This is a genomic window from Bradyrhizobium sp. P5_C11_2 (assembly GCF_054049755.1).
In genome coordinates this window covers 1-14,909 of record NZ_JBFULT010000030.1, presented here as the reverse complement: position 1 = coordinate 14,909, position 14,909 = coordinate 1, and the positions used below count along the sequence as shown (strand labels likewise).

Below are 14,909 nucleotides of genomic sequence, written 5' to 3'. Positions count from 1 at the left end.
GCTCACATCAACCTTATTGGGCCAAGCCCACCGTGCCCGCCTGCGTCTTCACGACCGGCGGCGGATTCCATTTTCCGGTCAGCGCATCGGACTTCGGGCTGTAGAGCCGCATGGTCAGATTGAAGGCTCCCTTCGGCGCCGGAAGCCAGTTGGCCTCCTTGTCCTTGCCCGGACTATCGTTCTGGAAGAATATATCGAGCGACCCGTCTGCGTTGTACTTGAACGGCATCCAGCTGCTCACCGCAAAACGGTTGAGCACATTGCCGACCTGGAAACCTTCGGGGTCGTATAGCGTGATCGACCAGAAGGCATTGACCGGCGGGGCGGCGTCCTTCTCAAACGTAATTGTGTACTTGTTGGCTCCGTCCAGCGGCTTGCCGGTCTCGTCGCCGAGATTGAGCGGATAGATCGCATCCTCGGGCAGGTTCGCGCCCAGCCCAAGCTGGGCGACGATGGCTCGCTTCAAATAGTAGTTGCCGTAGACACCCATCGTATCGGTGTTCATCGACCAGCCGTTCGCGACCCGCGCCAGTGTCGGCACTTTCCATGCCATCAGCTTCTGGCCATCCTGCGGTGCGGTCTCCAGCGCCCGTTGCAACACCGGATCGAGCTTGCCGATATCAAAACTCTTGCCGGACTCGATGCCGATCTTCTTCATCTGCGCGATGATCGGCTCATCGGTCACGTGCGGCGGGTGAAGCTTGAGCAGCTCCGCGGCGTTGGCGAAGTACACGCCCGCCGACATGGTGTCGACCTGGACCTTCGGTGGCGTCTTCATGTCGACGCTTGGGTCCGGCTTGAATTCGACCGGCTTGGGTGTCTTGCCGTACTCGGACAGCAACGCGACCTTGTAACCGGCCTGAATCTTATGGACGGCATCGTAATCCGGCGGGCCATCCGTCTTGGTGCGGCCGATCACCCAGACATAGGGCGTCGGCGCTTCGATGCGCTTGGTGTCGCTCGGAAGCTTGAATTCTTCCGCGAACTTGTCGCGCAGATCGGGCCGCCAGCCCGGAGGTGTGATCAGGAACGTGCCGGCCTTGGTGCCCGTCGTTCGCCAGCCGGGCGATGCGAAGACGTCGGTCCACATGTYGAGCATCGGCAGCAGATAGTAGCGCCCACTTGTATCTGGTGCGGAGATGACGATGGGCTCCTTGGTCATGTCCAGCCAGGAGACGGAATACAGCGTATCGAAGTTCGGCCGCACCACCCCCTTGAAATTGGCCGGGGGGTATTCCGGCACGTTGACAAAGGTATTCATCGGGCCTCTGAAATCGGTCGTGCCGTTGGTGAATTGCTTTCTCGAGATGTCCATCGACATCAGCGAGTAAAGGTAGACATAGGCATCCACCGCGATGGCATGCGCCTCTTGTTCGGTGATGGCCGGTGCAGCGCCCTGCGCCCGCGCGGCAGGCGCCGCCGCCGCGCCGAGGCAAAGAGAAATTGCCAGCGCCAGAATTCCTCGAAACATGTCGAATCCTCCTCTCTTGATTTGGCGATCTCTGATGTGCGACTTCGTTCAATTCACCTTGCCTCCCGCCGGAATGATCGCGTTCGCGGGTCTGAACATCGAAGGTCTCGGCGTATTGCCTTGCAGCGTGGCGCGACGGGAATTCGACATGTTTGCCTCCTCCTGTTTGGGAGGTTCGGCAGGCTTCCCGCTGATTTTGTCTGCACGCAGCCGATCGGCGGCCGGCGAGACATCGAACGTCGGCGCCGAAGCTCCGGCGCTTCACCCTTCATGAGCCGACAGTGCGGCAAGGCGGAAAGACAGAATCGGTCTTGGGACCCGCAGGAGCATGTCGAACACCCCTTTCTCACCTTCGTTATGATGCGTGGGATCTTCATCCCACAGGCCGCTGCGCTTCTGCGCGAGAAGGACATGCAATATCATCTGCCGAAAACGCTGCATGGCGTCCGCAGAGATCGAAACGGGTACGCTGATCTTGCCGGTGATAAGGTGCTTGTCGCTAAACGTGGGTGCGAAAGAATACTTCGTCAGCCTCCGCGATCATGACGCTAGCACGGCACGCCAACTCCGGCCAGATCTTGTTCCATATCGCACCGGCGCTGCTGCAAGTCGTTCGAAGATTGCACTCGTGCGACTTCGCCAATGTTACGGGAAATCTTTGATTCTCCGACGACTTTTGCTTTCGCGGTATTTTCCGCGATCTTTATTTGTCATAGGCCGGCGCAGTGACTGGCTGCGCGATTTGGTCGCACCGTTCAGCCGCGATTCCAGGGGGCCGACGTTCGCAAAGTCACTCGCGCCGAGACCGGCCGCGAGCTGCGGCCATCCGACCACGAGCTGCGTGCTTGCCTTATTTCGCAGCTGCGCGAATGAGCCGATGACGAGACTTTGGTTCGGAGATGCTACGCGTCATTTGCTTGTCCTCCCCGCCAGCAAATGACAGTGTATCAACCAGCGATCGAATATCTCGCTCTACGGTACTGCGCCCTCAGATTTGGCTTTCGATGTTGCTCTGAAKGCACTCAAGCTCGCCGCTTATTGCGAGGACAGGTAGAAATACCGACAGCACGGTTGGCCGGAAGAAGGCCTGTGGCGTTCGAGAGGGAGGGATACATGTCGAAGTTCGTTGGTCTCGCCTTGGCTCTGGCCGTCGGCAGTTCAGGAAGCAGCCTCATGGGATCTCCCGCACGCGCGATCGAGGAGACGCCGCAGGTCGTGCTGGCTGCCCAGATACGCATCCAAGGCTATGATTGCGGCAAGCCGCTCAGTGCAGTGAAGGACGCGACGCGATCGAAGCCCGACCACGAAGTCTGGGTTCTCAAATGCAGCAACGCGACCTACAGAGTAAGCCGCGTCCCCGATATGGCAGCGAAGGTGGAGAAGCTCCGATAGCGTTTCCAACTTCGCTCGTGAACGACATGCTACTTGAGAAGATCATTTTCCGTTCCTCGCCCGATAGCGTCGGCGACGGGCCCCGCTGCAAGGAATGCAGACCGCACCAGTTTCGCACCAGAAACAACCTCAACAGCAAAATAGCGCGGCGCTTTGAAGGGAGAGACTGGCCGGTGGCAATGTAGCGCTCGATCGACATCGCTTGAACCCGACACTAGTCTCTACCTCTCCCGCAAGCTCTCATGCCGGTAGCGCAGCAGCGGCGACATCACATATTCGATCAGCCGGCGGGTGCCGGTCTTGATCTCGACCGTCACCGCCATGCCCGGCGCCAGCGCCACGGTCCGTCCGTCGATGTCCATTTCGGTGCGGTCCAGCGCGATCCGCGCGGAATACAACAGTTCCTGCCCGGCAGGCTCGCTCGATTCGGACAAGGCGCCGCCGGCCTTGCCGCGCGACGACGGATCGGGCGGCTTGTCCCTGATGATGGCATCGCGTGAGACACCGACCACCTTGCCATCGATCAGGCCGTAACGGGTGAAATTGAAGGTGTCGATCTTGACCTCGGCCGCCTGCCCTTCGCGCACGAAGCCGACGTCGCGGTTGGAAATCATCGCCTCGGCTTCCAGCTTGCTGTCGATCGGCACCACCAGCATCAATTGTTGCGCCGGCGTCACCACGCCGCCGACGGTGTGCACCGCCAGTTGCTGAACGGTGCCCTCGATCGGCGCGCGCAGCACCTGCTCGCTGGCCTTGCGCTCGGCCTTGATCAGGTCCTGGCTGAGTTCATCGACCTTCTTGCCGGCATCCGACAGATCGTTGAGGACCTGGCGCTCATAGCCGGCCTTGGCCTGCTCGAGCTGCTGCTCGAGCGCCTGGCGGGCCGAGGCGATCTCCATCAGCTTGCGCTGCTGTACGAGCCGTTCATTCTGCTGGTCGACCAGGCGGGTCTGGGCGTCCAGGTAAGCGATGTGGTTGCCATACTGGATCTCCATCGCCTTGCGCCGGATCGACGCGCTTTCTTCCACCAGCGGCATCGACGCGTCGATCTTGGCGATGGTCGCGGTGACTGACTGGGCCTCCGCCAGTTTCTGTTCGATCTGCCGATTCACCGAGGCCAGTTTTGCAAGTTGCTCGGCGGCCTGCGCCTTCATCGCCGAACGGGTTCTGGCCAGATCTGCATCCGAAGCACCGGCAGGCGCCACCACATCCGACGGGATCACCCCTGAATTGAAATTGCCGTGCAGCGCCTGGAGCCTGGCGACGTCGAGCTGGCTCGCCAACAGATCCTGCGCGACATGCCGGCGCTCGGCCTGAGTGACGGTGCGGTCGAGCTCGATCAGCACCTGCCCCGCCGTGACATGGTCGCCATCGCGGACATGGATCGCCGAGACGATGCCGGTCTCCAGCGGTTGGATGGTCTTGGTCCGCCCGGTCGGAACGATCTTGCCCGAGGCGGTGGCGATGATATCGACATGGCCAAAGATTGCCCAGGTCAGGGCCAGCGCGAAGAACAGGATGATGGTCAGGCCGATGGCGCGGCCAGCCGGCGATGCCGGGGTTTCGAGGATTTCCAGCGCCGCCGGCAGGAACTGGCGCGCGGTGTCGTCGCGCTTCCATCGCCGCTTCGCGGCCTCGGCCGCGCTGGTCCTCACCGCCTCCGGTTTCGCCACGGCTTCGGTCGACGGCGCCTCAGTTGACGACATGGAGCCCCGCCTGCAACTGGTGAAGCGCGGCATAGCGGCCGGCGCGCTGCATCAACTCGTCGTGGCTGCCATCCTCGACCAGCCGCCCGGCTTCGATGGTGACGATGCGATCGGCATGACGCACCGCCGACAGCCGGTGGGCGATGATCAGCACGGTGCGGCCGGCGGCGATCCTCTGCATGTTGCGCTGGATGATGTTCTCGCTCTCGTAGTCCAGCGCGCTGGTCGCCTCGTCGAAGATCAGGATGCGGGGATTGGTCACCAGCGCCCGCGCGATAGCGATCCGCTGGCGCTGCCCGCCCGACAGGCTGGCGCCGCGTTCACCGACCACGGTGTTATAGCCGTCGGGCAATTGCAGGATGAATTCATGGGCGCCGGCCAGTTCCGCGGCGGCGATCACGCGCTCCATGCCCATACCGGGATCGGCCAGCGCGATGTTGTCGCGGATCGAGCGATTGAACAGCACGTTCTCCTGCAGCACCGATCCGGTCTGGCGACGCAGCCAGGCGACATCCGCCACCGTGAGATCGACGCCGTCGATCAGGATCCGACCGCTCTCCGGCACATAGAGCCGCTGCACCAGCTTTGTCAGGGTCGACTTGCCGGACCCCGACGGCCCGACGATGCCGATCACCTGGCCTGCGGAAATCTTCAGTGAGATATCCTGCAACGCGGTCGGGCCGTCGATGCGGTAGCGAAAGGTAACGTGGTCGAAAGTGATATCGCCCTTGATCTGCGGAAGTGCTGCGCGCGAGGCATCGAACGCCGGTTCCGGCACGGTGTTGAGGATATCGCCGAGCCGCGCAATCGAGACCCGCGCCTGATGGAAATCCTGCCACAGCTGCGCCAGCCGAAGCACCGGCTGGGCCACCCGGCCAGCCAGCATGTTGAAGGCGATCAATTCGCCGACGGTGAGATCTCCCGCGATCACCAGATGGGCGCCGAAATACAGCGTCAGCGCGGTGACGATCTTGCTGATGAACTGCACCGCCTGGCTGGTCCAGTTGCCGAGCGACAGCACGTCGAAGCTGGAGCCGACATAGCCCGCCAGTTGCTCTTCCCAGCGCCGTTGCATCTGCGGCTCAATCGCCATCGCTTTGAGCGTCTGGATCGCGCTGACGCTCTCGACCAGGAACGATTGGTTCTCGGCACCGCGGTCGAACTTTTTTTCCAGCCGGCGGCGAAACACCGGCGTCACGCCGGCCGACAGCGCGATGTAGAACGGAAACGAGCCGACCACGATCCAGGACAGCAGCGGTGAGTAGTAGAACATCACCGCCAGGAACACGAAGGTGAAGCCGAGATCGATCACCAGCGTCAGCGCCGACGAGGTGAGGAAATTGCGGATGTTCTCCAGCTCGCGCACCCTGGCCACCGAATCCCCGGCCCGCCGGGCTTCGAAATAGGCGATCGGCAGCGCCACCAGATGCTTGAACAGCCGCGCGCCGAGTTCGACGTCGATCCGGTTGGTGGTGTGCGCAAACACGTAGGTGCGCAGCGCGCCGAGCACAGTCTCGAAGATCGTCACGGCGATCAGGCCGACCACCAGCACGTCGAGCGTGGTGTAGCCGCGATGGGTCAAAACCTTGTCGGTGACAACCTGGAAGAACAGCGGCGTCGCCAGCGCAAACAGCTGCAGGAAGAACGACGCGATCAGGACTTCGCCGAGCAGCCGGCGGTATTTGTGCATCGCCTGCAAGAACCAGGTGACGTCGAAGCGCCGCGCGACGTCGGTCAACGACGCCCGCCGCGCCATCAGCACCACGCGACCGGTCCAGTCGTATTCGAACTCGGCGCGTTTGAGGATGCGCGGACGACCTTCGGACGGCACCTGGACCAGCGCGTCCTCCGCGGTCACCTTGCCGACGATGACGAAGCTGTTGTCCCTGAGCTCCACGATGCCGGGCAACGGCAACCTGGCGAGACCTTCCCAATTCTCGGTGACCACCCGCGCCCGAAGCTTCAGATCTTTTGCGCAGCGCAGCATCTCCGTGACGCCAATCGTGGCGCCGGAAAACTGGTGGGCGATCTGAGCGGGGTCGACCGCAATTTGATGGAATCGCAGCAGAAGCGCCAGGCATTCCAGGCCTGCATCCCGCTGTTGGCCGCTCGACATTCACTCTACCCCAAGCTGTCCGGGACTCTATGGCAAATCGTGGCCCAAGGCAAAAGCGATTCCTGGATCGCCGGGGCTGGCGTTCTCATCGACATCCTCGTCACTCGCCGGGCTCCAGCGAGCGAGGAATCGCGAAACTGCAATGCAGAAAATCACGACATGAGATGCTGCTCAACACGCTCGTCAAGAATGCCATGCCGTCGCGATCGCGTTTTGCAGGCTCGCATCGTTTGGAGCGGCGGTGTTGCCCGGCGAGGTCGGATCAAAGCCCGGGTTGCTCGCCGAATAGGACGCCATCGCCTGCACCAATTGCGACACCTGGCTATCGATGTTGAGGCCCGCGGCCGTGATTTCCTGGAACTGGTTGGCGCTGTTCGAGAACCAGCCCGTTGCGGTCACGCTTGTGCTGGTTCCCAGGATGTCGATTTTCAGGTCGTTGCCCGACTGGAGGAACCACAGGTTCTGGTCGGTAATGCCTCCGGTGAAATCGAGATCGTTGGTCTTGCCCGCCTGGGCTGCGATCGTGATCTGACCGCTGCCCGTGGTCGCGAGGTAGGTGTTGTTGGTGTTGCCGTAGCTGTCGGTCACGCTCGCAAGGATCGCATTGTTGGCTTGGTTCGGCAGTTTCACCGACGTCGAGAAGGTGCCGTTGGACTGCACGACCGCCGTGCCCAGCGCGTTGCCATTGTCCGTCAAGGTCACGATCTGTCCGACCACCGCCGCCGTGCCGCCCGTGGCAATGGTGCCGGAAACGGTCTGCACCCCGGTGTTGCTCGGCACCGGCGCACTGGTGATGGCCAGGCTCGGAGCGATGGTGTCGAGTGTATCGACCACGGCCGTACTGCTGCCGGTCAGGCCAAGACTGTCCGTCACGCTCGCAACGAGCACATTGGCGCCCTGGTTCGGCAGCGTGACCGACAGCGAGAAGCTGCCGTTCGCCTGCACCGTCGCAGTCCCCAGCACCGTGCCGTTGTCGGTGAGCGTCACGGTCCGGCCGGCGACCGTTGCATCGAGCGAGATGACCGTCCCGGTGATGGTCTGGGTTGCTGTTTTGCCCGCTACGACGGCGCTGGTGATGGTCACGGTCGGCGGTACGGGCGGCGATGAATTGATCACCGTCGTGGTCGTATCGACGGTCGAGATCGGCACTGCGGGGGTTGCCACAAGCTCGAACACTACGCCATTGCTGTTGGCGCCGCCGGCGTAGGTCGTACCGAACAGGCTGCCAGCTGAATCAACGTACAGGCTTGATGCAGGATTGCTTCCATTGGAGTTGGTGAACGAACTGAGCACGGTCAGCGTGCTGCTGTATCCGCTCCCACTCTTGGCAATCTCGAACAGCGTGCCATAACCGTTTGCCCCGCCGTTAGTTGCCGTTCCAAAGATATTGCCGGCAGCGTCCATGACCAGACCGTTCGTCGGATTTGCACCATTCGAACTGTTGAAACTGGCCAGCGTGATCGGCGTGGTGCTGTAGCTGCCACCGGTCTTGACGATTTCGAACACCGTACCGTATCCGTTGGCCCCGCCACCATAGGTCGTTCCAAAGAGATCGCCGGCCGCATCCATGATCAGGCCGCTGTAGGGATTTTGGCCATCACTTCCGGTGAATGAGGTGAGTACTGTCGGTGTGCTGCTGTAAACGCTGCCACTCTTGACGATTTCAAAAACAACGCCCTTGCTGTTTGCTCCGCCGGTTTCTGTCGTACCAAACAAATTGCCCGCAGCATCCATAATCAAGCCGTTGTAGGGCAACCAGCCATTGGTGATATTGAAGGACGCCAATGATATCGGCGTGCCGCTGTAGCTGCTACCGCTTTTGACGATCTCGAACACATTACCCTGGCCACTGGCTCCGCCGGTGCCCGTCGTCCCGAATAGATTGCCCGCAGCATCCATGATTAGGCTGCCCCGCGGACCGGCGCCGTTGGTGCCGTTGAACGTAGCCACGGTCGTCGCCGTGTTGTAGGTACTGCCGTTCTTGACGAGTTCATAGACGATGCCGTTGCCGCTCGCGCCGCCTTGGACCGTCGTTCCAAAGAGATTTCCAGCCGCATSCATGATCAGACCACCATCGGCGTAAGATCCGAAGGCGTTGCTGAGCGAGGTCAACACGGTTGGCGTCGTGCTGTAAGTGCTACCGGTTTTGGCGAGTTCGAAAACCTCGCCGACGCCGTTCGCTCCACCATTCGTTGTCGTTCCAAACAGATTGCCCGAAGCGTCCATGATCAGACCAGCTTGGGAGTGATATCCGTTCGCGTTGTTGAACGATGCCAGCACCGTCGGCGCGCCGGCATAGGTCAGCGGAGTTCCATAGGCGTTGCTGGCATCCGACAGCGTGAACGTCGTGGTGGCGCTCGTGTTGGGCTGGCCGGCGAGCGGCGTGAAGACGAGCGCATTCAGCGCGCTGGTGATCGCCGCGGCCGTTCCCGACAAGGTATAGGTGCTGCCCGAGCCGCTCAGGCCCGTGCCCGACAACGTGCCGCCCGCGCCGCTCAGCGTGATGGTCAGCGTATCGGTCGCACCGAGGTTCAAGTCGCCGATGGTCACTCCGGCGAACGGGTTGACCGGCGCCTGCGACGTGGTCGTCGAGCCGTGTGCGCCCGTGATGGTCGGCGCAACGCTGCCGAGCGTGTCCACCATCGCCGCACTTGTTCCGATGTTACCGAAGCTGTCCGTCACCGTCGCGACGATCGCGTTTGCGCCCGCATTCGGCAGCGTCACGGCAACGCTGAAAGTCCCGTTCGACTGGACCGTCGCCGTCCCCAGCATCACCCCGTTGTCCGTCAGGGTCACGGTCTGGCCGGCCACCGTCGCCGCGCCACCGGAGGTCACGGTGCCCGTGATCGTCTGTGACGCATTCTTGCTCGCCTCCGCTCCGCTGAGAGTCACCGTGGGCGCGACGCTATCGAGCGTGTCGACCAAGGGGGCACTGCTGCCGGTGTTGCCGAAATTGTCGGTCACGATCGCGACGATCGCGTTGGCGCCCTGGTTCGGCAGCGTGACCGACGCCGAGAAGGTCCCGTTCGACTGAACGGTTGCCGTCCCCACGACCGTGCCGTTGCTCGTCAAGGTCACGGTTTGGCCGACCGCGGTCGCCGTACCGCTCGCGGCAACCGTGCCCGTGATCGTCTGCGCCGCGACGTTGCTCGCTTCCGCCGCGCTGGTAATGGTCACCGTCGGGGCCGTGTTGTTCAGCGTGAACACGACCGTCGCGCTGGAGCCGGTCAAGCCGGCGCCGTCCGTCACGCTTGCCATGATCGAGTTGGCGCCCTGGTTCGGCAGCGTCACGGTCGCGCTGAAGCTCCCGTTCGCTTGAACCGTCGCCGTGGCCAGTGTCACGCCGTTATCCGTCAAGGTCACGGTCTGACCCGCGACGACAGCGTCGGAGCTTACCGTGCCGGTAATCGTCTGGCTTGCGAGGTTGCCGGCCTGGCCCGGACTCGTGATCACGACGGTCGGGGGGACCGGAGGCGTCGAGCTGATCACCGTCGTGGTGCTGTCGACCGTCGCTATCGGCGTTGGAGGAGCAATAGGCAGCGAGAACACCACGCCGTTGCCGCTTGCTCCACCCGACGATGTCGTCCCCACCAGATTGCCCGCGGCATCGATCACCAGATTGACACCGAATGAACCGGTAGGCGTGTTGAGCGAGGTCAAGACCGTCGGCGTGCTGCTGTAGCCGCCCGCAGTCTTGACGATCTCGAACACGGTACCGGCGCCGTATGCGCCGCCGCTTCTCGTCGTTCCGAAAATATTGCCGGCGGCATCCATGGCCAGGCTGCCAGAGGGGTTGGAGCCAGTGGCTGTGCTGAACGACACCAGCACCGTCGCAGTGCCGCTATACGTGCTTCCGGTCTTGACGATTTCGAACAGGGTGCCGAGGTTGTTTGCCCCGCCTGTGTAGGTGGTCCCGAACAGATTGCCCGCTGCGTCAGCGATCAGGACACTCTCCGGAGTTTTCCCGTTGGTGCCGTTGAACGAGACCAGCGTCGTCGGCGTGCTGCTGTAGGTGCTGCCGGACTTGACGAATTCGATCACGGAACCAAACCCGCTGGCTCCGCCACTTTGTGCTGTCGTGAGCAAATTGCCCGCAGCATCCATGATCAGCCCGCTGAAGGKGAAGGTGCCATTGGCGGTGCTCAGTGAGGCCAGCACCGTGGGCGTACTGCTGTAGGTGCTCCCGGTCTTGACAATTTCAAACAGCGTGCCGTTGTTGTTGGTTCCCCCGGATAGTGTTACGCCGAACAGATTACCCGCAGCGTCCGTGATCAGATTACCCGAGGCGGTCTGGCCGACAGTGCTGTTGAAAGAGGCAATGACGATCGGAGCGTTGTAGCTGCTGCCATTCTTGACGAGTTCGAGCACGGAGCCGAAACCATTGGCTCCGCCGCTATATGGAGTGGCGAACAGATTGCCTGCGGCGTCCATGTTCAGCCCGCTCCAGGCGGTGCCACTCGTGAACGACCCCAGTACGATCGGCGCGCCGTAACCGCTAGCGGTCCTGACCATCTCGAACACGGTGCCGGAACCGCTTGCTCCGCCACTTTGTGTGGTTCCGAACAGATTGCCCGCAGCATCCCTTAGCAGGCCAGCGTTGGGGCTCGATCCAACCGTGCTGTTCATCGAAGCCAGCACCGTCGGAGTGCTCGCATATCCGGGCAGCGTGGTGTAGTTCGAGCTGACATTCGACAGCGTGAACGTCGTCGTGCCGCTGGTATTGGGCTGGCCGGCGTTCGGCGTGAAAACGAGCGCGGCGAGCTCGCTCGTGATCGCGGCCGCCGTCCCGGACAGGGTATAGGTGGTGCCCGAACCGCTCAGGCCCGCGCCCGACAATGTACCGCCCGCCCCGCTCAACGTGACGGTCAGCGTATCGGTCGCACCGATATTCAAGTCGCCGACCGTCACTCCTGCGAATGGATTGATCGGCGTCTGCGCTACGGTCGCTTGCCCCGCATGGGTCCCCGTGATGGTCGACGCGACCTGAAGAATGTCGAGCGTCGCCGCACTATAGCCGGCCAGCCCGAGACTGTCGGTGAAGCTTGCAACGATCGCGTTCGTGCCCGGGTTCGGCAGTGTGACCGTGGCCGAGAAGGTGCCGTTCGACTGAACCGTTGCGGTGCCCAGCACCACGCCATTGTCGGTCAGCGTCACGGTCCGGCCGGCGACGGTCGAGTCGGGCGAGGTCACTGTGCCGGTGATGGTCTGGGTCGCGGTCTTGCTGGCCTCCGCCGGACTGGTGATCGTGACGGTCGGGGCTACTGCGGGAACGGAGTTGATCACCGTCGTGGTGCTGTCCACCGTGGCGATCGGCGTCGTGGACGTCGCGAGAAGCTCGAACACCTCGCCGACATTGTTCGCGCCACCCGTCTCCGACGTTCCCAGCAGATTTCCCGCCGCATCGATCATCAATCCGCCGCCCGGGTTCGCACCGTTGGTGCCTGTGAACGCGGTCAATACCGTCAGCGCGCCGTAACTGCTGCCGATCTTGGGAATCTTGAATAGGGTACCCCTGCTGTTTGCCCCGGAATTCAATGTCGTTCCAAACAGATCGCCAGCCGAATCCATCACCAGGGGGCCCTGCGGTCCACTCCCGTTGGCGGCGCCTGTGAACGTGCCCAGCACGAGCGGCGCGCTGCTGTAGGTGCTCCCGGTCTTGACGATTTCGAAGACAGTGCCGACGCTACTTGACCCACCCTGGTAGGTGGTCCCGAACAGATTGCCCGCAGCGTCCGCGATCAAGGTGCCTTCCGGCATCATCCCATCGGTGTTGCTGAAGTAGGCCAACGTTGTCGGCGTGCTCGCGTAGCTGCCGCCGGTCTTGGCGATTTCGAATACAGTGCCAAAGTGATTGGCTCCGCCACCGGCTGCGGTCGTTCCAAACAGATTTCCCGCCGCATCCATGTACAGGCCAGCGATGACATTGTTGCCGTTGGTGCCATTGAACGAGACCAATACGGTCGGTGTGCTGGCGTAGCCGCCGGCGGTCTTGGCAATTTCGAATACCGTGCCAAGATTGTTGGCCCCGCCCGAGTATGTCGTGCCGAACAAATTGCCGGCCGCATCCATGATCAGGTTGCCTTCCGGTGAAGCCCCGTTGGCGCCGGTGAACGAGGTCAGCACTGTCGGCGTGCTGCTATAGGTACCACCGGTCTTGACGATTTCGAACACCGTGCCTTGGGTGCTTGCCCCGCCGCTCATCGTCGTACCAAACAGATTGCCCGCGGAATCCATCACCATGCCGCCGTAGGGCTTGGTACCGTTGGTGTTGTTGAACGTGGCCAACACCGTCGGAGTGCTGCTGTAGGTATTGTTGCCGGTCTTGACGATCTCGAACACCGTACCGGCATTGCTTGCGCCGCCTAGCGCCGTCGTGCCGAACAGATTGCCCGCCGCGTCCGTGATCAGGCCGGCTACCGGGGCCGAGCCCGTGGTGGCGCTGGTGAAGGAGTCCAGCACCGTCGGCGAGGCGGCGAAGGTCACCGGCTTGATATAGCCCGTGCTGGCGTCCGACAGTGTGAAGGTGGTGGTGTTGTTCGTGTTGGGAGCACCGACCGCAGGCGTGAAGACGAGCGCGTTGAGCTGGCTCGTGATCGTGGCCGCCGTTCCCGACAAAGTATAGGTGCTGCCCGAGCCGCTCAGGCCCGTGCCGGACAAGGTGCCCCCCGCCCCGCTCAACGTGATGGTCAGCGTGTCGGTCGCGCCGACGTTGATGTCGCCGATGGTCACACCGGCAAACGGACGAACCGGCATCTGCGATGAGGTCGCTTGCGCCGCAATGGTTCCGGTGATGGTCGGCGCGGCGCTGCCAAGCACGTCCACCACGGCCGCGCTGGTGCCGGTGTTGCCGTAGCCGTCGGTCACGGTCGCCACGATCGAATTGGCACCCTGGTTCGGCAGCGTCACCGTTGCGCTGAAGGTTCCGTTCGCTTGAACGGTCGCGGTGCCCAACACCACGCCATAGTCCGTCAAGGTCACGGTCTGGCCGACCACCGTCCCCGCACCACCCAGGCTGACCGTGCCGGTAATGGTCTGGGTTGCGACCCGGCTTGCCTCCGCCGGGCTGGTGATGGTCACCGTGGGAGCAATGTTGTCCAGCGTGTCGACCACGGCCGTACTGCTGCCGGTGTTACCGAGACTGTCGGTCACGGTCGCAACGATCGAATTGCTGCCCTGGTTCGGCAGTGTCACGTTCAGGCTGAAGGTGCCGTTCGACTGCACCGTCGACGTGCCCAGCACCACGCCATTGTCCAGAAGCGTCACGGTTCGGCCAACGACGGCGCCCGCGCCGCCGGGAGCGGCCGTGCCCGTAATGGTCTGAGCTGCGACGTTGCCCGCCACCGCGGCGCTGGTGATGGTCACCGCGGGGGCCCTGTTGTCGAGCGTGTCCACCACCGGCGCGCTGGTGCCGGTGTTGCCGTAGCTGTCGGTCACAGTGGCAATGATCGAATTGTCGCCCTGGTTCGGCAGCGTCACGGTGACGCTGAAGGTCCCGTTCGCTTGGACCGTCGTCGTGCCGAGCAGCACGCCGTTATCGGTGAGCGTGACGGTCTGGCCGACCACCGCAGCCGTGCCGCCGGAGACGACCGTGCCCGTGATGGTCTGCACCGCCACGTTGCTGATTTCCGACCCGCTGGTGATGGCGATCGTCGGGGCGATGTTGTCCAGCAGGTCCACGACAGCAGCGCTGCTGCCGGTGTTGCCGTAGCTGTCCGTCACCGTTGCAACGATGGAGTTCGCGCCCTGGTTCGGCAGCGTCACCGTCACGCTGAACGTCCCGTCCGATTGAACCGTCGTGGTGCCCAGCATCGTGCCGTTGTCGGTCACGGTGACGGTCCGGCCAACCACCGTTCCGACACCATCCAGGCTGACCGTGCCCGTAATCGTCTGCACGGCGATCGTGCCGGCAACGGCCGCGCTCGTGATCGTCACGGTCGGCGCGATATTGTCGAGCGTATCAACCACGGCCGCACTGCTGCCGGTGTTGCCGTAGCTGTCGGTGAGCGTCGCAACGATGGAATTCGCGCCCTGGTTCGRCAGCGTCACGGTCGTGCTGAAGCTGCCGTTGGCCTGAACAATGGCCGTGCCGAGCGTCACGCCATTGTCCGTCAGGGTGACGGTGCGGCCGACCACCGCCGCCGTCCCGCCGGAGACGACCGTGCCGGTGATGGTTTGCGCGGCGACATTGCTCGCTTCCGCCGCGCTGGTGATCGTCACCGTCGGG

At 62.9% G+C, this 14,909-nt stretch carries 7 protein-coding genes and 1 pseudogene; 3 read left to right on the top strand and 5 right to left on the bottom strand.

Going from position 1 to position 14,909, the window contains the following annotated elements:
* Positions 1-13: 13 nt before the first annotated feature.
* Entirely contained in the window at positions 14-1,471 is a 1,458-nt protein-coding gene (locus ACXJL8_RS05520; protein WP_456684728.1) for a DUF1254 domain-containing protein, read from the bottom strand.
* Between the two features lie 34 nt (positions 1,472-1,505).
* Here ACXJL8_RS05520 and ACXJL8_RS05515 point away from each other — a divergent pair, with 34 nt between their 5' ends.
* Entirely contained in the window at positions 1,506-1,745 is a 240-nt protein-coding gene (locus tag ACXJL8_RS05515) for a hypothetical protein (protein WP_456623305.1), read from the top strand.
* Between the two features lie 839 nt (positions 1,746-2,584).
* Entirely contained in the window at positions 2,585-2,863 is a 279-nt protein-coding gene (locus ACXJL8_RS05510) for a hypothetical protein (protein ID WP_456623306.1), read from the top strand.
* Between the two features lie 221 nt (positions 2,864-3,084).
* On the opposite strand, the gene ACXJL8_RS05505 is transcribed toward ACXJL8_RS05510, so the two are convergent.
* The 3 genes from ACXJL8_RS05505 to ACXJL8_RS05495 all read right to left on the bottom strand — a co-directional run bounded on the left by ACXJL8_RS05505 (position 3,085) and on the right by ACXJL8_RS05495 (position 14,293).
* Complete coding sequence (locus ACXJL8_RS05505) at positions 3,085-4,569, bottom strand: HlyD family type I secretion periplasmic adaptor subunit (RefSeq protein ID WP_456623307.1); 1,485 nt, start codon at positions 4,567-4,569, stop codon at positions 3,085-3,087.
* Positions 4,556-6,685, bottom strand: a complete 2,130-nt coding sequence (locus tag ACXJL8_RS05500; protein ID WP_456684727.1) for a type I secretion system permease/ATPase — start codon at positions 6,683-6,685, stop codon at positions 4,556-4,558. Before ACXJL8_RS05500 ends, ACXJL8_RS05505 begins: the two co-directional genes overlap by 14 nt.
* 183 nt (positions 6,686-6,868) lie before the next feature.
* Positions 6,869-14,293, bottom strand: coding sequence for a choice-of-anchor tandem repeat GloVer-containing protein (locus ACXJL8_RS05495; RefSeq protein WP_456684733.1), 7,425 nt, complete (start codon positions 14,291-14,293; stop codon positions 6,869-6,871).
* On the opposite strand from ACXJL8_RS05495, the gene ACXJL8_RS05490 reads away from it, so the two are divergent.
* Positions 14,199-14,393 (top strand): hypothetical protein, encoded by a 195-nt coding sequence (locus tag ACXJL8_RS05490; RefSeq protein WP_456684734.1) that lies wholly within the window; start codon positions 14,199-14,201, stop codon positions 14,391-14,393. The two genes, ACXJL8_RS05495 and ACXJL8_RS05490, sit on opposite strands and share 95 nt — an antisense overlap.
* Positions 14,394-14,422: 29 nt before the next feature.
* On the opposite strand, the pseudogene ACXJL8_RS05485 reads toward ACXJL8_RS05490, so the two are convergent.
* A pseudogene (locus ACXJL8_RS05485) lies at positions 14,423-14,902 on the bottom strand (Ig-like domain-containing protein); the annotation flags it as partial.
* Positions 14,903-14,909: the final 7 nt, after the last annotated feature.

Coding starts and splice junctions, on each gene's coding strand:
- ACXJL8_RS05505 (WP_456623307.1), bottom strand. CDS start 4,569: ATGTCGTCAACTGAGGCGCCGTCGACCGAAGCCGTGGCGAAACCGGAG.
- ACXJL8_RS05500 (WP_456684727.1), bottom strand. CDS start 6,685: ATGTCGAGCGGCCAACAGCGGGATGCAGGCCTGGAATGCCTGGCGCTT.
- ACXJL8_RS05515 (WP_456623305.1), top strand. CDS start 1,506: ATGTGCGACTTCGTTCAATTCACCTTGCCTCCCGCCGGAATGATCGCG.
- ACXJL8_RS05510 (WP_456623306.1), top strand. CDS start 2,585: ATGTCGAAGTTCGTTGGTCTCGCCTTGGCTCTGGCCGTCGGCAGTTCA.